Annotated in this window: 23 protein-coding genes and 1 other annotated feature; of the genes, 8 read left to right on the top strand and 15 right to left on the bottom strand. The window is 57.1% G+C overall.

Annotated elements, in window-relative coordinates; translation table 11 throughout:
* Window positions 1-158 precede the first annotated feature (158 nt).
* Window positions 159-905 carry a GntR family transcriptional regulator gene (locus ACMGG5_RS06020; protein WP_024907387.1) on the top strand — a complete coding sequence of 249 codons (747 nt, stop codon included), beginning with the start codon at window positions 159-161 and terminating at the stop codon, window positions 903-905.
* Here the strand turns inward: ACMGG5_RS06020 and ACMGG5_RS06015 are convergent.
* From ACMGG5_RS06015 to ibpA, 3 genes are all read right to left on the bottom strand, one after another.
* Window positions 873-2,534 carry a putative transporter gene (locus tag ACMGG5_RS06015; RefSeq protein WP_024907388.1) on the bottom strand — a complete coding sequence of 554 codons (1,662 nt, stop codon included), beginning with the start codon at window positions 2,532-2,534 and terminating at the stop codon, window positions 873-875. The two genes, ACMGG5_RS06020 and ACMGG5_RS06015, sit on opposite strands and share 33 nt — an antisense overlap.
* 165 nt (window positions 2,535-2,699) lie before the next feature.
* Window positions 2,700-3,128, bottom strand: coding sequence for a small heat shock chaperone IbpB (gene ibpB, locus ACMGG5_RS06010; protein WP_024907389.1), 429 nt, complete (start codon window positions 3,126-3,128; stop codon window positions 2,700-2,702).
* 136 nt (window positions 3,129-3,264) lie between these two features.
* On the bottom strand, window positions 3,265-3,675 hold the full coding sequence (ibpA, locus tag ACMGG5_RS06005; RefSeq protein WP_008500162.1) for a small heat shock chaperone IbpA: 411 nt from the start codon (window positions 3,673-3,675) through the stop codon (window positions 3,265-3,267).
* Window positions 3,669-3,740, bottom strand: a sequence feature (ROSE (Repression Of Heat Shock gene Expression) occurs in the 5'-region of heat shock genes and acts as an RNA thermometer to modulate expression.). Its footprint overlaps the gene before it by 7 nt.
* A gap of 249 nt (window positions 3,741-3,989) precedes the next feature.
* Here ibpA and ACMGG5_RS06000 point away from each other — a divergent pair.
* Window positions 3,990-4,322 (top strand): YceK/YidQ family lipoprotein, encoded by a 333-nt coding sequence (locus ACMGG5_RS06000; RefSeq protein ID WP_024907391.1) that lies wholly within the window; start codon window positions 3,990-3,992, stop codon window positions 4,320-4,322.
* On the opposite strand, the gene ACMGG5_RS05995 is transcribed toward ACMGG5_RS06000, so the two are convergent.
* From ACMGG5_RS05995 to ACMGG5_RS05960, 8 genes are all read right to left on the bottom strand, one after another.
* Window positions 4,319-5,548 carry a DUF3748 domain-containing protein gene (locus ACMGG5_RS05995; RefSeq protein ID WP_407859260.1) on the bottom strand — a complete coding sequence of 410 codons (1,230 nt, stop codon included), beginning with the start codon at window positions 5,546-5,548 and terminating at the stop codon, window positions 4,319-4,321. The two genes, ACMGG5_RS06000 and ACMGG5_RS05995, sit on opposite strands and share 4 nt — an antisense overlap.
* Before the next feature lie 51 nt (window positions 5,549-5,599).
* Window positions 5,600-6,937, bottom strand: coding sequence for an MFS transporter (locus ACMGG5_RS05990; protein WP_109845943.1), 1,338 nt, complete (start codon window positions 6,935-6,937; stop codon window positions 5,600-5,602).
* 74 nt (window positions 6,938-7,011) lie between these two features.
* Window positions 7,012-8,160, bottom strand: coding sequence for a galactonate dehydratase (gene dgoD / locus ACMGG5_RS05985; RefSeq protein ID WP_420277603.1), 1,149 nt, complete (start codon window positions 8,158-8,160; stop codon window positions 7,012-7,014).
* Window positions 8,157-8,774: a 2-dehydro-3-deoxy-6-phosphogalactonate aldolase gene (locus ACMGG5_RS05980; protein ID WP_420277602.1), complete on the bottom strand. Its 618-nt coding sequence runs from the start codon at window positions 8,772-8,774 to the stop codon at window positions 8,157-8,159. The genes dgoD and ACMGG5_RS05980 overlap by 4 nt, the downstream gene beginning before the upstream one ends.
* Window positions 8,758-9,636, bottom strand: a complete 879-nt coding sequence (locus tag ACMGG5_RS05975; protein ID WP_148769893.1) for a 2-dehydro-3-deoxygalactonokinase — start codon at window positions 9,634-9,636, stop codon at window positions 8,758-8,760. The genes ACMGG5_RS05980 and ACMGG5_RS05975 overlap by 17 nt, the downstream gene beginning before the upstream one ends.
* Window positions 9,633-10,322 carry a D-galactonate utilization transcriptional regulator DgoR gene (gene dgoR, locus ACMGG5_RS05970; protein ID WP_003861109.1) on the bottom strand — a complete coding sequence of 230 codons (690 nt, stop codon included), beginning with the start codon at window positions 10,320-10,322 and terminating at the stop codon, window positions 9,633-9,635. Before dgoR ends, ACMGG5_RS05975 begins: the two co-directional genes overlap by 4 nt.
* Window positions 10,323-10,548: 226 nt before the next feature.
* Window positions 10,549-11,361, bottom strand: coding sequence for a sugar-phosphatase (gene yidA, locus ACMGG5_RS05965; protein WP_023309809.1), 813 nt, complete (start codon window positions 11,359-11,361; stop codon window positions 10,549-10,551).
* 114 nt (window positions 11,362-11,475) lie between these two features.
* Window positions 11,476-12,501, bottom strand: a complete 1,026-nt coding sequence (locus ACMGG5_RS05960) for a zinc-dependent alcohol dehydrogenase family protein (protein WP_157188396.1) — start codon at window positions 12,499-12,501, stop codon at window positions 11,476-11,478.
* 110 nt (window positions 12,502-12,611) lie between these two features.
* On the opposite strand from ACMGG5_RS05960, the gene ACMGG5_RS05955 reads away from it, so the two are divergent.
* The gene (locus ACMGG5_RS05955; RefSeq protein WP_157188395.1) at window positions 12,612-13,547 is read left to right on the top strand and encodes a LysR family transcriptional regulator; all 936 of its coding nucleotides are present in this window, start codon (window positions 12,612-12,614) and stop codon (window positions 13,545-13,547) included.
* 34 nt (window positions 13,548-13,581) lie between these two features.
* Here ACMGG5_RS05955 and gyrB read toward each other — a convergent pair whose 3' ends face one another.
* The 4 genes from gyrB to dnaA are packed head-to-tail and all read right to left on the bottom strand — an operon-like array spanning window position 13,582 to window position 19,594.
* Window positions 13,582-15,993, bottom strand: coding sequence for a DNA topoisomerase (ATP-hydrolyzing) subunit B (gyrB, locus tag ACMGG5_RS05950; protein WP_024907871.1), 2,412 nt, complete (start codon window positions 15,991-15,993; stop codon window positions 13,582-13,584).
* Between the two features lie 28 nt (window positions 15,994-16,021).
* Window positions 16,022-17,095 carry a DNA replication/repair protein RecF gene (recF, locus tag ACMGG5_RS05945; protein WP_024907872.1) on the bottom strand — a complete coding sequence of 358 codons (1,074 nt, stop codon included), beginning with the start codon at window positions 17,093-17,095 and terminating at the stop codon, window positions 16,022-16,024.
* Window positions 17,095-18,195 (bottom strand): DNA polymerase III subunit beta, encoded by a 1,101-nt coding sequence (gene dnaN, locus ACMGG5_RS05940; RefSeq protein ID WP_008500170.1) that lies wholly within the window; start codon window positions 18,193-18,195, stop codon window positions 17,095-17,097. Before dnaN ends, recF begins: the two co-directional genes overlap by 1 nt.
* A gap of 4 nt (window positions 18,196-18,199) precedes the next feature.
* Entirely contained in the window at window positions 18,200-19,594 is a 1,395-nt protein-coding gene (dnaA, locus tag ACMGG5_RS05935) for a chromosomal replication initiator protein DnaA (protein ID WP_010426558.1), read from the bottom strand.
* A 599-nt stretch (window positions 19,595-20,193) separates the two neighbouring features.
* On the opposite strand from dnaA, the gene rpmH reads away from it, so the two are divergent.
* From rpmH to mnmE, 5 genes are all read left to right on the top strand, one after another.
* A complete protein-coding gene (gene rpmH / locus ACMGG5_RS05930; protein ID WP_000831330.1) occupies window positions 20,194-20,334 on the top strand; it encodes a 50S ribosomal protein L34 in 141 nt (46 codons plus the stop codon).
* A gap of 16 nt (window positions 20,335-20,350) precedes the next feature.
* A complete protein-coding gene (gene rnpA / locus ACMGG5_RS05925; protein WP_032640303.1) occupies window positions 20,351-20,710 on the top strand; it encodes a ribonuclease P protein component in 360 nt (119 codons plus the stop codon).
* The gene (gene yidD / locus ACMGG5_RS05920; protein WP_001307474.1) at window positions 20,674-20,931 is read left to right on the top strand and encodes a membrane protein insertion efficiency factor YidD; all 258 of its coding nucleotides are present in this window, start codon (window positions 20,674-20,676) and stop codon (window positions 20,929-20,931) included. The genes rnpA and yidD overlap by 37 nt, the downstream gene beginning before the upstream one ends.
* Window positions 20,932-20,933: 2 nt before the next feature.
* The gene (gene yidC, locus ACMGG5_RS05915) at window positions 20,934-22,577 is read left to right on the top strand and encodes a membrane protein insertase YidC (RefSeq protein ID WP_090420285.1); all 1,644 of its coding nucleotides are present in this window, start codon (window positions 20,934-20,936) and stop codon (window positions 22,575-22,577) included.
* 72 nt (window positions 22,578-22,649) lie between these two features.
* Window positions 22,650-24,014 carry a tRNA uridine-5-carboxymethylaminomethyl(34) synthesis GTPase MnmE gene (gene mnmE / locus ACMGG5_RS05910; protein WP_032644252.1) on the top strand — a complete coding sequence of 455 codons (1,365 nt, stop codon included), beginning with the start codon at window positions 22,650-22,652 and terminating at the stop codon, window positions 24,012-24,014.
* Window positions 24,015-24,020: the final 6 nt, after the last annotated feature.

Here is a 24,020-nt window from a genome sequence, read left to right as displayed (position 1 = left end):
GTGAGCATAAGAACTTACTGATGCGCGAACATGGCGTGCCGCTGCGATTCGTGATCGCATTCATGGTTTTATTTTGACCAATCAGGTCTACTTTTTGCTGTAAATATGGACATGTCAGGACGCCATCCACGCCCTGATAAGGGCAGAGAGGTCTACCAGTGATCTACAAATCTATTGCCGACAGATTGCGGCTGCGGCTGAATTCGTCGGACTACAACATCGGCAGCCCGCTGCCCGGCGAAAAAGCGCTGGCGCAGGAGTTCGGCGTGGCGCGAATGACCATCCGCAAGGCGCTGGATCTGCTGGTAAGCTGGGGGCTGGTTGAGCGGCGGCACGGCAGCGGCACGTTTGTGTCGCGTAAAGACGTTCACCACGAAACCACCAACCTGACCGGGCTGGTGGAGGTGCTGCGCCAGCAGGGAAAAGAGGTGCAGAGCAAGGTGCTGCAGTTCGAAGTGATGCCCGCCCCACCCGCCATCGCCAGCCAGCTGCGGATTCAGGTGGATGAGCGGATCTACTTTTCCCGACGGGTGCGCTACGTGGACGGGAAGCCGCTGATGCTGGAGGACAGCTTTATGCCGGTGAAGCTGTTCCGCAATCTGTCGCTGGCGCATCTTGAGGGGTCAAAATTTGATTACATCGAGAAGGAGTGCGGGATCACCATCAGCGGGAACTACGAGAGCCTGACGCCGGTGCTGGCAGATAAAACGCTGGCCGGCTATATGAACCTCCCGGAACAGACGCCGCTGCTGCGCATTACGTCCCTTTCCTACAGCGACAGCGGCGAGTTTCTCAATTATTCCGTGATGTTCCGAAATACCAGCGATTACCAGGTGGACTACCATCTGCGGCGCATCCACCCGGACGACCTGCTAGCCCATCCCCCAGAACAGCACCGCCAGTAGCTGCGGCGTAATGATGCGCAGGAACATCACCAGCGGGTAGACGGTGGCATAGGAGAGCGCGGCCGCGCCGCTGGTGGCGTGCAGGTTGTTGGCAAAGGCCAGCGCGGGCGGATCGGTCATGGAGCCCGCCAGCATGCCGCACAGCGTCAGGTAGTTCATTTTGGCGAACATCCGCGCCAGTATGCCCACCGTCAGCAGAGGAATAGCCGTGATAAAGATGCCGTAGCCGACCCAGCTCATCCCTTCGCCCTTGATCAGCGTATCGACAAAATCCCCGCCGGACTTCAGCCCGACCACCGCCAGGAACAGCACGATGCCCAGCTCGCGCAGCGCCAGGTTGGCGCTCGGCGGCATAAACCAGTAGAGCTTACCGATGCAGCCGATACGACCGAGGATCAGCGCCATAATCAGCGGCCCTCCCGCCAGGCCCAGCTTGAGCGCCACCGGGAAGCCCGGCACGTACAGCGGGATCGAGCCAAGGAGTACGCCAAGCCCGATACCGATGAACACCGGCAGCATCTGCACCTGCTGCAGTTTTTGCTGGGCATTACCCACCATATCCGCCACGGCGTCGATGGACGACGGTCGCCCAACCAGGTTGAGGATATCCCCGAACTGCAGGCTGGCCTCCGGGCTGGCGACCAGTTCAACGCCCGCACGGTTGAGGCGGGAGATCACCACGTCGTAGCGCTCTTTTACCTGCAGATCGCGTATTTTCTTACCAAGAACGTGCTCGTTAGTCACCACAACGCGTTCCACCCGCATATCGGTGCCGCGCGTGGAGAGCGAGGTATCCACTTCCTGACCAATCACCAGACGGGCATTGTTCAAATCCCCAGGCTGGCCAACCAGGTGCAGCAGATCGCCCTGCTGAATGATGGTGCCAGGCGCGGGCACCATCAGCATATCGTCGCGCTTAAGGCGGGAGCAGATAATATTGGCGCTGTTCAGGATCGGCACGTCCTGAATCGCCATATTGTTCAGGTTGGGGTTATCAACCCGAATGTTGATGGTTTTAATCGGCATATGGCCGTTGGTGAGCGTGGTTTCGTGGTCTTTCGCCTCTTTATCAACGTTAATGCGAAACAGGACGCGGACCAGCCACATGGAGAGCAGAATGCCGCAAATGCCAAACGGATAGGCCATGGCGTAGCTCATCCCCATCTGGTCGACGATGCCGGGTTCGATGCCCAAATCGCGCAGGATTTGCTGTCCGGCACCGAGCGCGGGCGTGTTGGTGACCGCTCCGGAGAAAATGCCCAGCACCACGGGCAGAGGGATAGCAAAGATTTTATGCAGAATGGCGGTGACCAGCCCGCCCATCACCACAATGCCGAGGGCAAACAGGTTGAGCCGTAATCCGGAGACCCGAAGAGAGGCGAAAAAACCCGGCCCCACCTGAATCCCGATGGTATAAACGAACAGGATCAGGCCGAACTCCTGAGTAAAGTGGAGCATTTCGGCACTCAGCACCAGCCCGAGCTGGTCGGCAAAGTGGCCGACAAAAATGCCGCCAAACAGCACCCCGCCTATCCCAAACCCGACGCCGCGGATTTTGATATTCCCTATCCATAGGCCGACAACAGCGACCAGGGCCAACACGCTGACGGTTAACGCGATATCACTCATGATCCACTTCCTTGGCATAACCTTGGTTATGCTAAGGATTCTCTCAGAGCCGTGGGCGGTTGTATGGGCGATGGCGCACAAAAAAGCCCTGCCGGGGCAGGGCTTTATCTTTTCACCCTCTCCCTGTGGGAGAGGGTCGGGGTGAGGGCACCAGCCCGCACACTGTTAGCTGTTTAACGCCGGCCGGTCGCTAATGGCGATACGCTGCGGCGGGATGGTTTCCGGCACGTTGCGGGTCAGGTCAATATGCAGCAGCCCGTTGGTAAACGTGGCGCCGGACACCTCCATATGGTCTGCCAGGGTAAAGCTCAGGCTAAACGGCTGATTAACCAGCCCCTGATGCAGCCATTTGGTCTCGGTCTCTTGTTTCTCCGGCGTACCTTTCACGGTCAGACGCGTGCCTTCGAGCTGGATATCCAGATCCTCCTGACGGAAGCCGGCCAGCGCCAGGGTGATACGATAGTGGTTATCGTCGCTTTTTTCGATGTTGTACGGCGGAAACGTCTGTTGCTCAGCGGTGTTTTGCAGGGCATTAGCCAGTTTGTCAAAACCAATCCACTGACGAAGTAAGGGGGATAAATCGTAGTTACGCATACTAAATCTCCTTCTGAGAAGCGAGTTCGGCACAGTTTAATTTTGTGCGCAGTTGTTCCTGCAAATCCTGATGGATTCGCATATGCTCCCGTTACGGCAAGCAATTCTGGGTGGGCCGCTCGCGCGACCCGCATAATTAGTTAATTTCGATACGACGCGGTTTTTTCTCTTCCGGAATCACACGTTCCAGTTCAATAAACAGCAGGCCGTTGACCAGGTTCGCGCCTTTAACGTGAATGTTCTCGGCTAACTGGAACTTGCGTTCAAAGTTGCGCTCGGCGATGCCCTGGTAAAGGTAAGTACGCTCTTTCTGCTCGGCCGTATGGGAACCTTTCACCACCAGCAGGTTGTCCTGCGCGGTGATCTCCAGTTCGTTTTCTGCAAAACCGGCGACGGCAATGGCAATGCGGTAGTGGTTTTCGTCAACCAGCTCAACATTGTATGGAGGGTAGCCGTTGCTCTGGCTTTGGTTATTTTCTAAATGGTTAAACAGGCGGTCAAAACCAATTGCAGAACGGTATAGCGGAGAAAGATCGAAGTTACGCATAAATAAAACTCCTGAAATCAGCGAGAAAATGTAGCCTTCCACCATGGACAGGCCTTTGCGCCCCCCGAACACCCATCAGGCGAGTTCGTTTTCGGGTCGTATTCTTAAAATGGGTCTGCAACCGGGCTTTTCAAGCGCGACGACTGCACTTTTTTTTGCACTTTCCTGCATCTCGCTTAGACTGGGACAACAGCACAAAGGGTTAAATTGCGATGGCTGCCACAGTGCGGGGTTATCGGGCTATCCATTTTGGTTAAGGCTCGTTATAACCCTGAGTTGCAGGTCTATGCAGTGCCATTAACGATGACTGAGTGATGATGAAAAATGTTCTGATAAAGCTGACGACGTTCAGCGGGGTTGTTTTACTTTGCGGGTGTTCGAGCGTGATGTCTCACACCGGCGGTAAAGAAGGAACATATCCGGGGACGCGCGCCAGCGCGGCGATGATCTCCGATGACGATACAAACTGGGGCACCAAATCCCTGGTTATCCTGGATATGCCGTTTACGGCCGTGGCGGATACGCTTTTGCTGCCGTGGGATATGTTTCGTAAGGACAACTCCGTGCGCTCACGGGTAGAAAAAAGCGAGCAGGAGAATCTGGCGACAAACGCCGTTATCCCGCCCGCAGAGATGCCTCCACGCTAGTTCTGCGCGGTTTCCGTTAACCAAAGTTGACGGAAACCCCCTGTCTCTTCCATCCACGCAATAAAGTGCCCGTCCGGGGAAAACACGACGGCATCAGCAGACGGCGGATTGCCGTGATCGGACGTCAAAAACGTCACCTCTCCGGTCTGCGCGTCGCAGCAGGCGATCCGGTTTTCGAGCACAAACCCCAGTCGGTCACCCGCCGGATGCCAGTTAAACGCAGACTGAATATCGCTCCCGTTACGCGTCAGCTGGCGCGGCTCACCGCCCTCAGGCGAGATCAGCCACAGCTGCACAATGCCGTTATCGTCGCGCATCAGAAACGCGATCTGCGTCCCCTGCGGGTTGCTGCGAACCCAGTGGCGCGGCACGTTCACCAGGCCCGGATAGGCCCTCTGATGCGTAAAGGTCAGACGACGCTGCATTACCCCGGCAGGCGGGGCCGGCAGGGTCTCTGCCGTGCCCTGCAGCGGCGCATCGCCCGCACGCTTCCAGCCCTGCTCGTCTTCCGGCAGGTCGACGATAAACAGTTCCGGGACTTTTTCGCCCTGCGCAGAGAGGGTATCGCCGATAAACGCCAGCCTGGTGTTGCCTACCCAGCCCTCTTCATAGGCGCGGTTAATCTCGTCGCTGCCCGGCTGCGGGTTGGGCGTCGTGCGGCTGACCAGCACGCTCCAGAAGGTTCCCGGATACTCACGGGGATGGTTCCCCTGCGGGTTCACAGGGCCGTAAGGCGCAGCCACGCCGACGTTGCGTAAATCACGTTTAGGATCGCGCACGTGCAGGACATGGTCGTTATAGGTAAAGCTGACGAGCTGGCCGTTCGGGCTGAAGACATGGACGTGGCTGCCGCCGCGCAGCGCCCCAGGGGTGTACGGCGAAGTGATATCCATCGCGTCAAGATTGCTCACCTGACCGTTTTGCGCGATCACCCCCTGGCGATGATGAAAATCGTAGTGCCAGTCTGCATCCGGGTTTCTCGGGCCGTGGATAAAGACGTATTTCTCATGCGCGGGATGAACGGTCACCACGCCGACGTGCGCGCCGTCAGTTGCACGATAGATCACCTCCACCTCACCCGTAGCCACATTGACCCGCTCAATGGTTTCACCGGTGAACGATGCACCGGAAGGGCGCACGTCATAGACCAGCCACTGGCTGTCCGGCGTCCAGGTATTGATGTTGGTCAGCTGGTGGTTGCGGGAAGCGAAGGTGATTTGTTTCATGAGGATACCCTGATGCACGGTGAGTGCATCAGGGTAAAACATCCGCAGGGATTAGCCTACTCGTTTCACATCACCCACCAGCAGGATGTAGGAGAGCGCACCGATCAGCGCCACGGCGGAGATGTACACCAGCGCCGGGCCGAAGCCGTAGTCCTGCGCCAGGTAGCCGATGACCAGCGGTACGGTGATCCCGCCAAGCCCGCCGACAAAGTTGAACACGCCGCCGGTCAGGCCAATCAGCCGCATCGGCGCAAGAGACGACACCAGCGACCAGGTGATAGAGGCGAAACCGTTACCGAAGAACGCCACCGCCATCAGGGTCATAATCCACACCGGATCGTTGGTGTAGTTGGCCCCCATGATGCAGGTGGAGATCAGCAGCCCGCAGATAATCGGCGTTTTACGCGCCACGCCCAGCGAGTAGCCTTTTTTCACAAGCTTATCGGCCAGCCACCCGGAGAGCAGTACGCCGAAAAAAGCCGCGAGGAACGGCACGGTAGTCATAAAGCCCGCCTTCAGCGCCGTGATGCCCTTTTCCTGGGTCAGATAGTTCGGGAACCAGGTCAGGAAGAACCACAGCGTGGAGGTCACCGCGAACTGGCCCAGATAAACGCCCACCAGCTTACGGTGGAAGACCAGCTTCCAGTCCGCTTTGGTCAGCGGCTGGCGCGCTTCTTTTTTCACCGGCGCATCACCGTCCACCAGGCCACCGCCGTCGCGGATGTAGTCCAGCTCGGCTTTGGTGATGCTTTTGGTCAGCCGCGGCGGCTGGTAGACCTTGAACCAGATCAGCGACCAGATAATGCCAATCCCCCCTGTGACGATGAACACCCAGTGCCAGCTCAGCAGCTCCTGGATCCAGATCAGCAGCGGCGTCAGGAACGCCAGGCCAACGAACTGCCCGGAGGTGTAAAAGCCGACGGCAGACGCACGCTCGTGTTCCGGGAACCAACTGGTCACCATGCGGTTGTTGGTGGGAAACGCGGGCGCTTCGAAAACCCCGGTGATGGCGCGCAGGCCAATCAGCGACATCAGCCCGGTCGCGAAGCCCTGGAAAAGTGTCGCCACGGACCAGCCGAAAATGGCGATAAAGTAGGTCAAACGTGAACCCACGCGGTCAAGGAACCAGCCGCCCGGGATCTGGCAGAGCGTATACAGCCAGGCAAACGCCGAGAAGACGTAACCCATTTCCGCTTTGGTGATGCCAAACTCTTCCTGAATATGGGCCGATGCCACGGCAAGGTTGGCGCGGTCGACATAGCAAATGACCACGGTAATAAAGATCATAATCAGCGTCAGGTAGCGGCGACGCCCGGTTTTTGTAGCGGTAACTGGAATATCCATCGCAATCTGTCTCCAGATTTTGGGCATAGCGAAGCCGCTCACCATGCCCTGTAATTTACAGAGGGTTATATTTTTGTAGGTACGTTTTTTTGGCCGATGGCGCTGCGCTTACCGGCGATTTACCACTCGGCTACGGAACCGTCTTCATGACGCCACAGCGGGTTACGCCAGTCCGGCGCGTTTTTACTCAGCTCAATGACTTTGGCTTCATCAATCTCAACGCCAAGGCCCGGCTTCGTTAACGGTTTAAAGAAACCGCCTTCCATGCTGAAGTCTTCTTTATTTTTCACAAAATCGAGCAGTTCCGCGCCCTTGTTATAGTGAATCCCCATGCTCTGCTCCTGGAACACCGCGTTGCGGGAGACAAAGTCGACGTGCAGACAGGCCGCCAGCGCGATCGGGCCAAGCGGGCAATGCGGGGCCAGCGCCACATCGTAAGCTTCGGCCATCCCGGCAATTTTGTAGCATTCGGTGATGCCGCCCGCGTGAGAGAGGTCCGGCTGCAGGATGGCAATGCCGCCCGCTTCCAGCACGCGTTTAAACTCGAAGCGCGAGAACATGCGTTCACCCGCCGCGATGGGAATGTGCGTCTGTTCAGCCAGTTTCGGATAGTACTCGGCCTGTTCGGCCAGTACCGGCTCTTCGATAAACAGCGGACGATACGGCTCCAGCTCTTTGATCAGCACTTTGGCCATCGGCGCGCTAACGCGGCCATGAAAGTCCAGGCCAAATTCGATCTCGTTGCCGAAGGCTTCACGGATTTGCGCGACAGTATTCACCGCGCGATCCACCGCGCGCGAGTTGTCGATAACGCCCATCTCTTCGCAGCCGTTGAGTTTGAAGGTGTCAAAACCGATGTTGCGCAGTTGCGTGATGCCGTCGATCACTTCCGCAGGACGGTCGCCGCCGACCCAGCTGTAGGCTTTAATTTTGTCGCGCACCAGGCCGCCCATCAGCTGCCAGACCGGCGCGTTCAGCACTTTGCCTTTGATATCCCACAGCGCCTGGTCGATACCGGCGATGGCGCTCATCAGGATCGGCCCCCCGCGGTAGAAGCCCGCGCGGTACATCACCTGCCACAGGTCGTTGATGCGAGCCGGATCCTGGCCAATCAGGTATTCCCCCAGCTCGTGCACCGCGGCTTCTACGGTGCGCGCACGTCCTTCAATTACCGGTTCGCCCCAGCCCACGATCCCTTCATCGGTTTCGATTTTCAGGAACATCCAGCGCGGGGGTAAACGGTACGTGGTGAGTTTGGTTATTTTCATTTCACTGCCTCTCGATACGCTTTCACAAATGCTGCCGCCTGCTGTGCGGTACGTTCCACGGACTGACCGGCGCGATACAGATCGCTGCCCAGCCCCGCGCCCACACAGCCCGCGCTCATCCACTGGCCCAGGTTTTCTGGCGTTACGCCGCCCACGGCAAAGACCGGCACGCTGGCGGGTAATACCGCTTTCAGCGCTTTGATGTAGTCCGGTCCAAAAGCCGATGACGGGAAAATTTTGAGCGACTGTGCGCCCGCATCCAGAGCAGTAAAGGCTTCCGTGGCGGTGGCGCATCCAGGGCAGACGGTCATGCCGTAACCCACCGCGCGGCGGATCACCTCAGGCTGAATGTTGGGCGTGACGATAAGCTTACAGCCCATCTTTGCCAGCCGATCTACCTGCTCAGGCCGTAACACGGTGCCTGCGCCAATCAGCGCCCTATCGCCGAAGGCCTCCACCACGGCCGGAATGCTTTCTTCCCACTCCGGAGAGTTAAGCGGGATTTCCACCGCGTCGAACCCGGCGTCGATAACCGCGCCGACGTGGGCTAACGCCTCGTCGGGCGTGATGCCGCGCAAAATCGCGATAAGGGGAAGATCAGTTTGCCACTGCATGAGCGATGCTCCTTATTCCTGCCTGAAATGCCGTGTCGCCGGATACCGTTGAAACGTTACGTCCAACGGCGCGAAACGCCTGCTCATAGCGCGACGTTAGCGATGTGCCAGCGACAAGGGTGATGGCCTGCTCGTGCGCGACGAAATCACGCATGCTGGCGACCTCTGCGCCAATTAGCAGGCCGGAGAGAAATTCGCTGACCTGCTCGCGCGGGAGATTTCCCAGCACGTGCGAGGCGCGAACCTCAAAAAGCTGCGGCAAAACATCAGGAGAAGCGATCCCACGTTCAAGCCCGGCAGCAAACGCCTCTGACGAGGCTTCCTGCTCCGGCAAACCGGCTCCCACCAGTGAATGATTGAGCAGCAAATGGTGCAGCTCGCCGGTCATCACGGTGCGAAAATCGTGGATTTGCTCAGCGTCGGCCTGGACCCACTTGCAGTGCGTTCCGGGCATGACGTAGACAGAAGAAGGAGAAAGCGTGCGCGCGCCAAGCAGCTGCGTCTCTTCGCCGCGCATCACGTTGTGGTTATCGCCGCGAGAGATGCACAAACCGGGAATTATCCAGATATTGTCGCCAACGGACGTTAACTGCTCGCCAATCGCGGAGAAATGGGCAGGAACCGGTAGATAAGGCGCTATCTTCCAGCCAACGTTGCTGCCGACCATTCCCGCCATGACCACCGGCGTGGCGCTGTCGCGCCAGTTTTGTGTGACCTCTGCTAACACCGCCTCGGGGGATTTACCGTTCAGGCGCGTCACGCCTGCTTCTGATTGCCTGCTCTCCAGGCACTGTTCGCCCTGGTACAGCCAGGCGCGCAGATTGGTCGATCCCCAGTCAATTGCGATGTAGCGAGATGTCATGTGATTTCCTTCAGCCTTCGTGTCGAGCTGGCAATCATGGTAAGCGCCGCCTGCTCTGCCGCATCGCCGTCCTGATGCCGTATCGCATCGAACAGCGCTTTATGTTCCTGGAGCGTTTTTGGCATGTTGGCCTCATCGCCCATCCAGGTACGTTCAAATACTGCTCGCTGTAGCGAGCTGATCGCCACGCTAAGCTGCTGTAATACCGGGTTATGCACCGACTGCAGCACCGCTTCGTGGTAGCGAATATCCGCCTCGTTAAACGCCTCCCGGTTCTGGTTATTGGCGATCATGTCGTTTAAAGCCGACTCAATCTGCGCCAAATCGCCAGAGGTTGCGCGCTCCGCCGCCCAGCGGGCGATGGCCGGTTCAACCAGGTTTCGGACTTCGCTCATCGCGCCGATAAGCCGCGGGTCGTAATCGTTTTCCAGCACCCACTGCAGTACGTCAGTATCGAGGTAGTTCCACTGGTTGCGCGGGGCAACAAACGCGCCGCGATAGCGCTTCATTTCAATCAGCCGCTTCGCCATCAGCGAGCGGAAGACTTCCCGGATGATGTTGCGCGAGGTTTCAAACTCCTCACACAGTTCGGCCTCTGCAGGCAGCGGCGAACCGGGAACGTATTTGCCACCCACAATCTGGGTGCCCAGCGTAATGACGATGCGATCGGTTTTATTGAGAGTCATGGAGAGTCCTTGTGCTCTGTATGTCCATCACTACTTTACCGCGACCGCTGAATTTCACCTCACTTTTGCAGTACAAACGTGAGGGCGTTCGACTTTGTTGTGGTGACAATGTAGTACAATCAATCAATGTTGTACTACAATCAAGATCACAAAAAGAACAATTCGATAAATTCAGCGCAAAAAAAAGCCCCGGTTGATAACCGAGGCCGATGATTAGAAATAAGCGTTACTGCAGCACAAACTTCTCGATCGCGTAGGCAACGCCGTCTTCCAGGTTGGATTTGGTCACGAAGTTGGCCACTTCTTTCACCGACGGAATGGCGTTATCCATCGCCACGCCCATGCCCGCGAATTCAATCATCGCGATGTCGTTTTCCTGGTCGCCCAGCGCCATGATCTCTTCCTGTTTAATCCCCAGCGCATCAGCGAGCGATTTCACGCCGGTGCCTTTATTGACGCGTTTATCAAGGATTTCGAGGAAGTACGGAGCACTTTTCAGCACGGTGTATTTCTCTTTCACCTCGGCCGGAATGCGTGCAATCGCTTTATCCAGGATCTCCGGCTCGTCGATCATCATCACTTTCAGGAACTGGGTGGCAGGGTCCATTTTCTCCGCTTCACAGAACACCAGCGGAATGGTCGCAACGTAGGATTCATGCACCGTGTAGTAGCTGATATCACGGTTGGCGGTGTAAAGCGTATTGCGATCGAGGGCGTGGAAGTGGGAGCCCACTTCACGGGACAGTTTTTCCAGGAACAGATAGTCATCGTAGCTCAGCGCGGTTTGCGCAACCGTACTGCCATCCGCGGCTTTCTGCACCAGCGCACCGTTATAGGTGATGCAGTAGTCGCCAGGCTGATTCATGTGCAGCTCTTTCAGGTAGCTGTGCACGCCCGCATACGGACGCCCCGTGGTCAGGACCACATTCACGCCCTTTGCGCGTGCCGCGGCGATCGCGTTCTTAACGGCTGGAGAGATAGTGTGGTCTGGCAGCAACAGCGTGCCGTCCATATCGATTGCAATAAGTTTGATAGCCATGAGTTCCCCGGGATAAATGAGTGCTGCCTCATGCTAACGCGATTAAGCACACAAAAATAGAGCTACATTGCGCAACAAAAGCCCCCTTTTACGCTTATCCCGGGGAACAAAGACCTACTCGCGGGTGAGAACGATTTTACCGAACGCGCCGCGATCGAGATGTTCAAACGCCTGTTCAAGCTCGTTAAAACGGTAGCGATGCTCAATCACGGGTTTCAGTCCGGTGACGTCAACAGCGCGGACGAAATCTTCCAGCGCCCGGCGGTGTCCCACGCCGATCCCCTGAATGACGGGAGATTTCAGCAACAGCTCGCCAGCAGAGAGGGTTATCTCCGTCCCGGCCAGCACGCCAATAACGGAGATACGTCCGTGAACGGCAACGGCGCGCAGGGAGTGCTTCAGGTTCTCGCCCCCCACGGTTTCAATAATATGGTCGATGCCGCGATCCTGCGTGAGCGCCAGCGTATTTTCAGCCCAGTCGCCTTTCAGGCGGTTGATGCCCTGGCTGGCCCCCAGTTTTTTGGCCAGCGCCAGCTTTTCATCGCTCCCGGACGTGACAAATACCTCTGCGCCGTGCGCTTTTGCAATTTGCAGGGCGAAAATCGCCACCCCGCCCGTGCCCTGCACCAGCACCGATTGCCCGGCGCGCAGCTGTCCGCGTTCCACCAGCGCAAACCAGGCGGTAAGCCCTGCGCAGGGTAAGGTACTGGCCTCGGCGTCATCCAGGGTCTCCGGGGAGGCCACCAGCGCGTCTTCCTTCACAATCACATACTCGGCCAGCATCCCCTGGAAGTATCCACCGGACGTTTTATAGGGCAAATTGCGCGCGTCCGCCTGCGGTTTACCGTCGATCCACTCCGGGAAGAAGGTTGAGATAACGCGAGCGCCGGGCTGGAAGCGCGTGACGCCTTCACCCACGCTGTCTACGACGCCCGCCATGTCAGACGCCGGGGTAAACGGGAAGGAAAGTGGGATTGGCATTGTGCCTTCAACAACCATTTTATCGCGATAGTTGAGCGCAACGGCCTTCACCCGTACGCGCACTTCACCCGGGCCGGGCTGTGGAACGGGTGCCTGAGTCAGCTTGAGGTTCTCGCGCCCGAGGGCGTCCATGGACCAGCGTTGCATTGTCTCTGTCATTTTATTTCTCCTGCCATCAGATGAGCTTTAGTCCTGACAGTCTACCGTTGACTAAAGGTCACCAGTGGCGATAAGTTTTCTCTTTATTGACGCCATAATCGATACAATCCATGACCGATACGCTGAAGGATATTCCTGTTTTTGTGGCCGCCGTTGAGGCGGGAAGTTTCGCTCAGGCCGCAATTCGCCTGCATTTGTCACGCTCGGCGGTAGGGAAAAGCATCGCTCGCCTTGAAGAGCGGCTGGGGGTACGTCTTTTTCACCGCACCACCCGTAGCCAGAGGCTGACCGATAACGGCGCTCTTTTTTATGAACGCTGCCTGCGCGCGCTGGAGGAGATTCGGGGCGCGGAATCGCTGCTTGAAACAGGGAAACAGCAGGTCAGTGGCCGCCTGCGCGTTGCCATGCCGGTGCTGTTTGGTCGCCAGTGTGTCGCCCCGCTGCTGATAGCGCTGGCGCAGGAACACCCCGGGCTTGAACTGGAAATGTCATTCAGCGACCGGGTGGTGGATCTCGTCGAGGAAGGGTTTGATATGGCGGTGCGTAACGGCACGCTTCAGGACAGCAGCGTGCTGGTCGCCAGAAGGCTGGGAGAACACCGCATGGTGCTATGCGCCGCGCCGGATTATCTGCAGAAGAAAGGCCAGCCGCAAAGCGTGGCTGATTTACCCCAGCATACGGCGATTAACTATCTGCGCGCAGGCAGAGTGCTGTCCTGGCAACTGATGGATAACGAAGGAACGTCGCACACCTTTACTCCCCGGTCATCACTTAATATGGATGATTTGCAGGCGATCTGCGACGCTGCGCTGGCCGGACACGGCATTGCATGGCTGCCCTGCTGGATGGTCGTTAAAGATATTCACCAGGGTAAACTCGTCCCGCTCCTGAAGCAGGCACCGGACGTGCATTTCGACGTTCATGCGGTGTGGCAGCAGACGCCGCACCTGCCGCTGAGGGTAAGAATTGCGATAGATACGCTGGCGAGCCGTTTACCGTCCGCAATGTCGCTGGATATGCCTGCGCCCATAAAAAAGCCGCGCTAAAAGCGCGGCCAGTTATCGTGCGGTTTCAAACCGATTAAATATCGATATTTGCCGCTTTCAGGGCGTTCTCTTCGATGAAGGCACGACGTGGTTCAACCGCATCACCCATCAGGGTCGTGAACAGCTGGTCTGCAGCAATCGCGTCTTTAACGGTAACGCGCAGCATGCGGCGGCTTTCCGGATCCATGGTGGTTTCCCACAGCTGCTCCGGGTTCATTTCGCCCAGACCTTTATAGCGCTGGATCGCGAGGCCACGACGGGACTCTTTCACCAGCCAGTCCAGCGCCTGCTCGAAGCTGGCTACCGGCTGACGACGTTCGCCACGTTCGATGAACGCATCGTCTTCGATCAGGTCGCGCAGCGTCTCGCCGAGCGTGCAGATACGACGGTATTCCGGACCGGTGACAAACTCGTGCTCCAGCGGGTAGTCGGTATCAACGCCGTGGGTGCGCACGCGAATAATAGGCTCGAACTGCTTATCGGCGTTCTGCTGAACATCGCATTTCCACTGGCTGCCGTGCTGCTCTTTCTCGTTCAGATCGGTCACCAGAGCGTTCACCCAGCGGGTCACGGTCTGCTCGTCGCTCAGATCGGCTTCGGTCAGAGTTGGCTGATAAACCAGCTCCTTCAGCAGCGTTTTCGGATAACGGCGTTCCATACGCGTGATCATTTTCTGCGTGGCGTTGAACTCGGACACCAGACGCTCCAGCGGCTCACCGGCCAGTGCAGGGGCGTGCGAGTTCGCGTGCAGGGTCGCGCCATCAAGCGCGATTGCGATTTGGTACTGATCCATCGCTTCGTCGTCTTTGATGTACTGTTCCTGCTTGCCTTTCTTCACTTTGTACAGCGGCGGCTGGGCAATGTAGACGTGGCCACGTTCAACGATTTCAGGCATCTGACGATAGAAGAAGGTCAACAGCAGCGTACGAATGTGCGAGCCGTCGACGTCCGCATCGGTCATGATGATGATGCTGTGGTAGCGCAGTTTGTCCGGGTTGTACTCGTCACGGCCAATGCCGCAGCCCAGCGCGGTGATGAGCGTCGCCACTTCCTGAGAAGAGAGCATCTTGTCGAAACGGGCTTTCTCAACGTTGAGGATTTTACCCTTCAACGGCAGGATAGCCTGGTTCTTACGGTTACGGCCCTGCTTCGCAGAGCCGCCCGCGGAGTCCCCTTCCACGAGGTACAGTTCGGACAGCGCCGGGTCGCGTTCCTGGCAGTCAGCCAGCTTGCCCGGCAGGCCGGCTAAGTCCAGCGCGCCTTTACGACGGGTCATTTCACGGGCTTTACGCGCCGCTTCACGGGCACGCGCCGCATCGATAATTTTGCCCACCACGATTTTCGCGTCGGACGGGTTTTCCAGCAGGTATTCGCTCAGCAGTTCGTTCATCTGCTGCTCAACCGCCGATTTCACCTCAGAAGAGACCAGCTTGTCTTTGGTCTGTGAGGAGAACTTCGGATCCGGCACCTTCACGGAGACAACGGCAATCAGGCCTTCACGGGCATCGTCACCGGTGGCGCTGACTTTCGCTTTCTTGCTGTAGCCTTCTTTGTCCATGTAGGCGTTCAGGGTACGGGTCATCGCCGCACGGAAGCCCGCAAGGTGAGTACCACCGTCACGCTGTGGAATGTTGTTGGTAAAGCAGTAGATGTTTTCCTGGAAACCGTCGTTCCACTGCAGCGCCACTTCCACGCCGATACCGTCTTTTTCGGTGGAGAAGTAGAAGATATTCGGGTGAATTGGCGTTTTGTTCTTGTTCAGATACTCAACAAACGCCTTGATACCGCCTTCGTAGTGGAAGTGGTCTTCTTTGTTGTCACGCTTGTCGCGCAGGCGAATCGAGACGCCAGAGTTCAGGAACGACAGTTCACGCAGGCGTTTCGCCAGGATGTCGTACTCGAACTCGGTGACGTTGGTGAAGGTTTCGAGGCTCGGCCAGAAACGCACCATGGTACCGGTTTTGTCGGTGTCGCCTGTAACGGCCAGCGGTGCCTGCGGCACGCCGTGCGTATAGAGCTGACGGTGGATTTTGCCTTCGCGCTGGATAACCAGCTCCAGCTTCTGCGACAGGGCGTTTACTACCGAAACACCTACGCCGTGCAGGCCGCCGGAAACTTTATAGGAGTTATCGTCGAACTTACCGCCTGCGTGCAGGACGGTCATGATCACTTCCGCCGCAGAGACGCCCTCTTCCGGGTGAATACCGGTTGGGATGCCACGACCGTCATCGGTGACGGAGACGGAGTTATCCGCATGGATGGTGACCACGATGTCTTTACAGTGACCCGCGAGCGCTTCGTCGATAGCGTTATCTACCACCTCGAATACCATGTGGTGCAGACCGGTGCCGTCATCCGTGTCGCCGATATACATACCCGGGCGCTTACGCACCGCATCCAGCCCTTTCAGGACTTTGATACTGGAGGAGTCATAAGAATTCGACATCAACGTTTCTCGCTCATTTCAACTTGGGTTAATCCGTTATTTTACCCTTTTCCACGGTAAACATCTTCGAATTTTCGTCCGACATGTCTATAACGTGTTCAGCGCTAATGGCGCTGACGAAAACCTGCGACTGCGTGGCTTTTAAGCGGCTGGCAAGCAGCCCGCGCCGCGCGTCGTCAAGTTCCGAGGCAAAATCATCTATCAGGTACAGGCAGCGCCGCCCGCTCTCGCGGGTGAGAAACTCCCCCTGTGCCAGACGTAGCGCACACATCAGGAGCTTGAGCTGCCCGCGCGACAGCGTGTCTTCCACCGGCGCGCCGTCGGCACGAATGCGGAAATCCGCCTTGTGCGGGCCGTGCGCGGTGTAGGTCAACATGCGGTCGCGCTCGAAGTTTCTCTCTAACACCTCGGCATAATCCGTCTCTTTCTCCCAGCCGCGCTGGAAGGAGAAGGTGAGAGAGAACTCGGGTAAAAACTGTTTGCAGGTGTCGGCCATGTCTTCGGCGATACCTGCGCTGTATTCGGCACGCCAGCGGCTGATCTGTTCCGCAAGAGGAATTAACTCCATGTCCCACGGACGCAGCTGAGCGTAGCGCGTCACCTGGCGCAGCGCGGCGTTACGCTGCTTGAGCAGACGCTTCAGGTTGCTCCAGGCGTTAAAAAATCCGGCTTCGTTGTGAAAGCATCCCCAGTCGAGGAACGCTCTTCTGTATTTGGGGCCGCCGTTGAGTAAAGTAAACCCCTCCGGCGTTATCAGCTGCATTGGCATCAGCAGCGCCAGCTCCGCCACCTTGTGGCCGTCGGTACCGTCGATGCGCACCTTGCTGTCGCCCTGCTTGTCTTTGGTCAGGCCGATGGCGGTCTCCCGCTCCTCGCCCTGCAAACGCCCATGCAGAACAAAGGATTCCTGCTCGTGGCGAATGACGCGACCAATCTGCAAACTGCGAAACGCCCGGCCGTGGCCGAGCGTATAGATGGCCTCAAGTACGCTGGTTTTGCCGCTGCCGTTAGCGCCAACCAGGAAGTTAAAGCCAGGGGATAAAGCGAGATCCGCGCTTTCGATATTGCGAAAGTCGCGGATCAACAGACGGGTGAGCGACATTACAGTCTCATTGGCATGACAACATAGGCAGCCGACTGTGATGCGGCATCTTCAATCTGTACGCTCGAAACGGAGTCGGTCAGCAGGATGCGCACGTTCTCGCATTTCAGCGCGTTCAGCACATCCAGCACGTAGCTGACGTTGAAGCCGATTTCCATCTCAGCCCCGGCGTAGGTGACGTCCAGAATCTCTTCTGCTTCTTCCTGCTCCGGGTTGTTAGCGGTGATTTTGATCTGGTTTTCACTCACATACAGGCGCACGCCGCGGAATTTCTCGTTAGAGAGGATCGCGGCACGGGCAAAGGCCTGCTTGAGGCTGTCGCAGCCTGCTTCCAGCGTTTTGTCCGGGTTCTTCGGCAATACGCGGCGATAATCCGGGAAACGACCGTCAACCAGCTTCGATGTGAAGACAAAGTCGCCCACGTGGGCGCGGATGTTATTGCTGCCGATCTGCACGCGCAGCGGCGTGTCGCCACCGTCGAGCATACGCATCAGCTCAATCACCCCTTTACGCGGCACGATCACCGAATGGTTTGGCAGTGAGTCGCCAATCGGCATAGAACAGACCGCCAGACGGTGGCCGTCGGTGGCCACGGTACGCAGCTCTTCACCTTCGGTTTCGAACAGCATGCCGTTTAAGTAGTAACGAACGTCCTGATGCGCCATGGAGAACTGCGTGGCTTCAATCAGACGCTTCATCGTCGCCTGTGGCAGGGTGAATTCAACTTCGCTCTGCCAGTCGTCCAGGTTCGGGAAGTCCGCAGCAGGCAGCGTGGAGAGCGAGAAACGGCTGCGGCCAGAGCGCACCAGCATACGGTCGCCTTCCAGCTGGACGGCGATTTCAGCGCCTTCCGGCAGCCCGCGGCAGATATCAAAGAATTTACGTGCCGGAACCGTGGTCGCGCCCGCGTCGTGCGGCTGCGTCAGCGTAACGCGCGCGATCATTTCCATTTCCAGATCTGTACCGGTCAGCGACAGCGTACCGTCCGCGACCTGAAGCAGCAGGTTTCCGAGAATAGGCAGCGTTGGGCGGCCGCCTAATGGGCCACTCACCTGTTGCAGCGGTTTTAATAAATGTTCACGTTCAACGGTAAATTTCATAGCGTCACGATGATAATGTTCTGATTAGATTGGAAAAATCTTCTTTTATGTCGTGGCTTTCTTCGCGTAACTGCTCAATCTTGCGACAAGCGTGCAGCACGGTCGTATGGTCACGGCCACCAAACGCGTCCCCGATTTCCGGCAGACTGTGGTTGGTTAACTCCTTTGCCAGCGCCATCGCCATCTGACGCGGACGCGCCACCGAGCGGGAACGACGTTTAGACAGTAAATCTGCCACTTTGATCTTGTAGTACTCAGCCACTGTCTTTTGAATATTGTCGATAGTGACCAGTTTTTCCTGCAATGCCAGCAAATCGCGCAGCGCTTCACGCACAAAATCGATGGTGATCGCACGACCGGTGAAGTTGGCATTGGCGATAACGCGGTTCAGTGCCCCCTCCAGCTCACGCACGTTGGAGCGCAGACGCTTGGCAATGAAGAACGCCACTTCGCCCGGCAGGCGAATGTCGTTTTCATCGGCTTTCTTCATCAGGATCGCGACGCGGGTTTCCAGCTCCGGTGGCTCGATCGCCACGGTCAGGCCCCAGCCGAAGCGGGATTTCAGACGATCTTCAACGCCGTTGATCTCTTTTGGATAGCGATCCGAGGTCAAAATGATCTGCTGATTACCTTCCAGCAGGGCATTGAAGGTGTGGAAAAATTCTTCCTGCGATCGTTCTTTATTGGCAAAGAACTGAATGTCATCGATCAGCAGCGCGTCAACAGATCGATAGTAGCGTTTAAACTCTTCGATCGCATTGTTTTGCAGGGCTTTTACCATGTCCTGAACGAAGCGCTCAGAGTGCATATACACCACTTTGGCATTGGGCTTGCGCGCCATAATGCCGTTGCCCACCGCATGCAGCAGGTGCGTTTTACCCAGACCCGTGCCGCCATACAGGAACAGCGGGTTGTAGGCTCCACCGGGGTTATCAGCAACCTGGCGAGCCGCCGCGCGCGCCAGCTGGTTCGACTTACCTTCAACGAAGTTATCGAACGTGTGTTTCACGTTAACGTTAGAGCGGTAGGTTGGCTCAGCCGGTGCGGGAACATTATCCCAGCCCTGACGAGCGGGGGCGACGCGAGGGGCCGGAGCAGGAGCGGCCTGAGCAGGCGCTGCGACGTTCACGGTTTCACGAACGGTTTGGGTGACCGGCTTTGTACCCACTTCAAAGCGCAGCTGTGGGGCATCTGACCCGCAGAAATCGTTCAGCAGTCCATTGATGTTATTAAGGTACTTGTCCCTTACCCAATCGAGCACAAAACGGTTTGGCGCATACAAAGCCAGCGTGTTATCGCTCAGTTCCGCCTGCAACGGGCGGATCCACATACTGAATTCTGTGGCTGGTAACTCATCCTGCAATCGGGCAAGACACTGCTGCCAAAGCGAAAGTGACACGGCGGACTCCACTCGAACAATAAAAGAAAACTATTGAATATTCATGATTGTTGGCGCACATCGACATGACCCTGTGTAAAGGGGGACGTGCGAATTGCTATCTGCAATTTATCCTGACCAGGATCCTGGGATCCCGATCGGGACCGCGGATCATAGCCTAAACTGAGCCAGAGATCTTCTGTTTCTCACAGATTCTTCCCGATTTATCCACAGGAAGATCCGAAACCGGGTAAGTGTAAACGATCCTGACGGGAGTGCCCCACGATTTAGTCCGCATATTGGAAAAATTAATGAGCACAGACAATTTTTTGCTTAAATGATCTAACGAAGATCCGGGACGATCCTTGCGCTTTATCGTTGAGCCCGTATAATCCTCGACCCGGCGCGTGATGCTCATCTTCCTGCGTCGTCCGTTGCTCATTTTCCACGCGAAAACGTGCGGAAATACGCGGGAAATAAGGAAAGAGAATTGACTCCGGAGTGTACAATTATTACAATCCGGCCTCTTTAATCACCCACGCTGAGGCGTTAGTCGTTCGAAACTCGTTCGGGTATACGCAAAAGTCAGTGAATTTATTCAAGTTTAGGTAGAAATCGCCATGAAACGCACTTTTCAACCGTCTGTACTGAAGCGCAACCGTTCTCACGGCTTCCGTGCTCGTATGGCTACTAAAAATGGTCGTCAGGTTCTGGCACGTCGTCGTGCTAAAGGCCGCGCTCGTCTGACCGTTTCCAAGTAATAAAGCTAACCCCTGAGTGGTTAAGCTAGCATTTCCCAGGGAGTTACGTTTGTTAACTCCCGCTCATTTCACTTTCGTCTTCCAGCAGCCACTACGGGCTGGCACGCCGCAAATCACCATCCTCGGCCGCCAAAATTCGCTGGGGCATCCCCGCATCGGTCTCACAGTCGCCAAGAAAAATGTTAAGCGTGCGCATGAACGCAATCGGATTAAACGTCTGACGCGTGAAAGCTTCCGTTTACGTCAGCACGAACTGCCTTCAATGGATTTCGTGGTGGTGGCGAAGAAAGGGGTTGCCGACCTCGATAACCGTGCTCTCTCGGAAGCGTTGGAAAAATTATGGCGCCGCCACTGTCGCCTGGCTCACGGGTCCTGATAGCCCTCATTCGGGTCTATCAACGCCTGATTAGTCCGCTACTCGGGCCGCACTGCCGTTTCACACCAACATGCTCAAGCTACGGAATTGAGGCATTGCGCAGGTTTGGAGTGATAAAAGGCAGTTGGTTGACGGTGAAACGCGTATTAAAATGCCACCCTTTACACCCAGGTGGAGACGACCCCGTCCCCCCAGGACCCTTTGATACCAGAGAACACTAACGATGGATTCGCAACGCAATCTTCTTATCATCGCTTTGTTGTTCGTGTCTTTCATGATCTGGCAGGCATGGGAGCAGGATAAAAATCCTCAACCCCAGCAGCAGACCACGCAGACTACGACCACCGCAGCGGGTAGCGCCGCCGACCAGGGCGTACCGGCCAGTGGCCAGGGGAAACAGATTACGGTTAAGACCGATGTGCTTGAGCTGACAATCAACACCCGTGGTGGTGATGTTGAGCAGGCGCTGCTGTTAACCTACCCGAAAGAGCTGAAGTCTAACGAACCGTTCCAGTTACTGGAAACCACGCCTGAGTTTATCTACCAGGCGCAGAGCGGCCTGACCGGTCGTGACGGCCCGGATAACCCGGCTAACGGTGCGCGTCCACTGTATACCGTCGAGAACGACACCTTTGTGCTGGCTGATGGTCAGAACGAACTCGCGATCCCGATGACGTACACCGACGCTGCAGGCAACACCTTCACCAAAACCTTCACCCTGAAACGCGGTGAATATGCGGTGAACGTGGGCTACAGCGTACAGAACGCCAGTGCGAAACCGCTGGAGCTGTCGACCTTTGGCCAGCTGAAGCAGTCCATCAATCTGCCGTCACACCGTGACACCGGAAGCAGCAACTTTGCGCTGCATACCTTCCGTGGCGCGGCGTACTCCACGCCAGACGCGAAGTATGAGAAATACAAATTCGACACCATTGCCGATAACGAAAACCTGAACGTCAGCGCTAAAGGCGGTTGGGTGGCAATGCTGCAGCAGTATTTCGCCACTGCGTGGGTGCCAAATAACGACGGTACCAACAACTTCTATACCGCGAACCTGGGTAACGGTCTTGCAGCCATCGGCTACAAATCTCAGCCGGTTCTGGTACAGCCGGGTCAAACCGGTAAGCTGGCAAGCACCCTGTGGGTCGGCCCGGAAATTCAGGACAAAATGGCCGCTGTTGCGCCGCACCTGGATCTGACCGTGGATTACGGCTGGTTGTGGTTCATCTCTCAGCCGCTGTTTAAGCTGCTGAAGTTCATCCACAGCTTCCTGGGTAACTGGGGCTTCTCCATCATCGTTATCACCTTCATCGTTCGTGGCATCATGTACCCGCTGACCAAAGCGCAGTACACCTCCATGGCGAAGATGCGCATGCTGCAGCCGAAAATTCAGGCAATGCGTGAGCGTCTGGGCGATGATAAACAGCGTCAGAGCCAGGAGATGATGGCCCTGTACAAAGCAGAGAAAGTGAACCCACTGGGTGGCTGCTTCCCGCTGCTGATTCAGATGCCAATCTTCCTTGCGCTGTACTACATGCTGATGGGTTCCGTTGAGCTGCGCCACGCGCCGTTCGCACTGTGGATCCATGACCTGTCCGCACAGGACCCGTACTACATCCTGCCGATCCTGATGGGCGTGACGATGTTCTTCATCCAGAAGATGTCGCCGACCACCGTGACCGACCCGATGCAGCAGAAGATCATGACCTTTATGCCGGTCATCTTCACCGTGTTCTTCCTGTGGTTCCCGTCAGGGCTGGTGCTGTACTATATCGTCAGCAACCTGGTGACCATCATCCAGCAGCAGCTGATTTACCGTGGTCTGGAAAAACGTGGCCTGCATAGCCGCGAAAAGAAAAAGTCCTGATTCGGTAAGTTAACGCTAAAATAAGGGCGGTCGATTGACCGCCTTTTTTATTTGTATTGAACGAGAGCAACCATGAGCCATAACGACACTATCGTCGCCCAGGCAACCCCACCGGGACGCGGTGGTGTAGGCATTCTGCGTATCTCCGGCCTGAAGGCGCGCGAGGTGGCCGAAGCGGTGCTGGGTAAACTGCCAAAGCCGCGCTACGCTGATTACCTGCCGTTTAAGGACACCGACGGCACGCCGCTTGACCAGGGCATTGCGCTGTGGTTCCCCGGCCCGAACTCCTTTACCGGCGAAGACGTGCTGGAGCTGCAGGGCCACGGCGGGCCGGTTATCCTCGACCTGCTGTTAAAACGTATTCTGACCCTGCCGGGCCTGCGCATTGCGAAGCCGGGGGAGTTCTCCGAGCGTGCTTTCCTCAACGACAAGCTCGACCTGGCGCAGGCGGAGGCGATTGCTGACCTGATCGACGCCAGCTCTGAACAGGCGGCCCGCTCCGCCCTGAACTCGCTGCAGGGGGCATTCTCCGCGCGTGTGAATCACCTTGTGGAAGCACTTACTCACCTTCGCATCTACGTGGAAGCGGCTATCGACTTCCCGGATGAGGAGATCGACTTCCTCTCTGACGGCAAAATCGAAGCCCAGCTTAACCAGGTAATGAGCGATCTCGACGCCGTGCGCGCCGAAGCGCGCCAGGGCAGCCTGCTGCGCGAAGGGATGAAGGTGGTGATTGCCGGACGCCCTAACGCCGGGAAATCGAGCCTGCTGAATGCCCTGGCGGGCCGTGAAGCGGCGATCGTGACCGACATTGCCGGGACCACCCGCGACGTGCTGCGCGAGCATATCCACATCGACGGGATGCCGCTACATATTATCGACACAGCCGGTCTGCGCGATGCCAGCGACGAAGTGGAGCGCATCGGTATCGAACGCGCCTGGCAGGAGATCGAGCAGGCCGACCGCGTGCTGTTTATGGTGGACGGCACCACCACCGACGCCGTTGACCCGGCTGAGATCTGGCCAGACTTTATCGCCCGTCTGCCGGCGAAACTGCCAATCACCGTGGTGCGTAACAAAGCGGACGTGACCGGCGAAACGCTCGGCATCAGCGATGTGAATGGTCACTCACTGATTCGCCTGTCGGCGCGGACCGGTGAAGGCGTTGACGACCTGCGTAACCATCTCAAGCAGAGCATGGGCTTTGACACCAGCATGGAAGGCGGCTTCCTGGCGCGTCGTCGTCACCTGCAGGCGCTGGAAGAGGCAGCAAATCACCTTGTTCAGGGTAAAGCACAGCTGATCGGCGCGTGGGCGGGTGAACTGCTGGCGGAAGAGCTGCGTCTGGCGCAGCAGAATCTAAGCGAGATCACCGGGGAGTTTACGTCGGACGATCTGCTGGGAAGGATCTTCTCGAGCTTCTGTATTGGTAAGTAATGCCCG

The sequence above is a fragment of the Enterobacter sp. BNK-34 genome, assembly GCF_048684445.1.
Lineage (GTDB): Bacteria > Pseudomonadota > Gammaproteobacteria > Enterobacterales > Enterobacteriaceae > Enterobacter > Enterobacter pseudoroggenkampii.
Note: the sequence above shows the minus strand (reverse complement) of the source record. Positions and strands in the feature narration are given on the sequence as shown.

Bases quoted from the DNA above. Each gene is read 5' to 3' on its own strand.
- ACMGG5_RS06015 (WP_024907388.1), bottom strand. From the start codon at position 2,534: ATGAGTGATATCGCGTTAACCGTCAGCGTGTTGGCCCTGGTCGCTGTT.
- ibpB (WP_024907389.1), bottom strand. From the start codon at position 3,128: ATGCGTAACTACGATTTATCCCCCTTACTTCGTCAGTGGATTGGTTTT.
- ibpA (WP_008500162.1), bottom strand. From the start codon at position 3,675: ATGCGTAACTTCGATCTTTCTCCGCTATACCGTTCTGCAATTGGTTTT.
- ACMGG5_RS06000 (WP_024907391.1), top strand. From the start codon at position 3,990: ATGATGAAAAATGTTCTGATAAAGCTGACGACGTTCAGCGGGGTTGTT.
- ACMGG5_RS05995 (WP_407859260.1), bottom strand. From the start codon at position 5,548: ATGAAACAAATCACCTTCGCTTCCCGCAACCACCAGCTGACCAACATC.
- ACMGG5_RS05990 (WP_109845943.1), bottom strand. From the start codon at position 6,937: ATGGTGAGCGGCTTCGCTATGCCCAAAATCTGGAGACAGATTGCGATG.
- dgoD (WP_420277603.1), bottom strand. From the start codon at position 8,160: ATGAAAATAACCAAACTCACCACGTACCGTTTACCCCCGCGCTGGATG.
- ACMGG5_RS05980 (WP_420277602.1), bottom strand. From the start codon at position 8,774: ATGCAGTGGCAAACTGATCTTCCCCTTATCGCGATTTTGCGCGGCATC.
- ACMGG5_RS05975 (WP_148769893.1), bottom strand. From the start codon at position 9,636: ATGACATCTCGCTACATCGCAATTGACTGGGGATCGACCAATCTGCGC.
- dgoR (WP_003861109.1), bottom strand. From the start codon at position 10,322: ATGACTCTCAATAAAACCGATCGCATCGTCATTACGCTGGGCACCCAG.
- yidA (WP_023309809.1), bottom strand. From the start codon at position 11,361: ATGGCTATCAAACTTATTGCAATCGATATGGACGGCACGCTGTTGCTG.
- ACMGG5_RS05960 (WP_157188396.1), bottom strand. From the start codon at position 12,501: ATGACAGAGACAATGCAACGCTGGTCCATGGACGCCCTCGGGCGCGAG.
- ACMGG5_RS05955 (WP_157188395.1), top strand. From the start codon at position 12,612: ATGACCGATACGCTGAAGGATATTCCTGTTTTTGTGGCCGCCGTTGAG.
- gyrB (WP_024907871.1), bottom strand. From the start codon at position 15,993: ATGTCGAATTCTTATGACTCCTCCAGTATCAAAGTCCTGAAAGGGCTG.
- recF (WP_024907872.1), bottom strand. From the start codon at position 17,095: ATGTCGCTCACCCGTCTGTTGATCCGCGACTTTCGCAATATCGAAAGC.
- dnaN (WP_008500170.1), bottom strand. From the start codon at position 18,195: ATGAAATTTACCGTTGAACGTGAACATTTATTAAAACCGCTGCAACAG.
- rpmH (WP_000831330.1), top strand. From the start codon at position 20,194: ATGAAACGCACTTTTCAACCGTCTGTACTGAAGCGCAACCGTTCTCAC.
- yidD (WP_001307474.1), top strand. From the start codon at position 20,674: ATGGCGCCGCCACTGTCGCCTGGCTCACGGGTCCTGATAGCCCTCATT.
- yidC (WP_090420285.1), top strand. From the start codon at position 20,934: ATGGATTCGCAACGCAATCTTCTTATCATCGCTTTGTTGTTCGTGTCT.
- mnmE (WP_032644252.1), top strand. From the start codon at position 22,650: ATGAGCCATAACGACACTATCGTCGCCCAGGCAACCCCACCGGGACGC.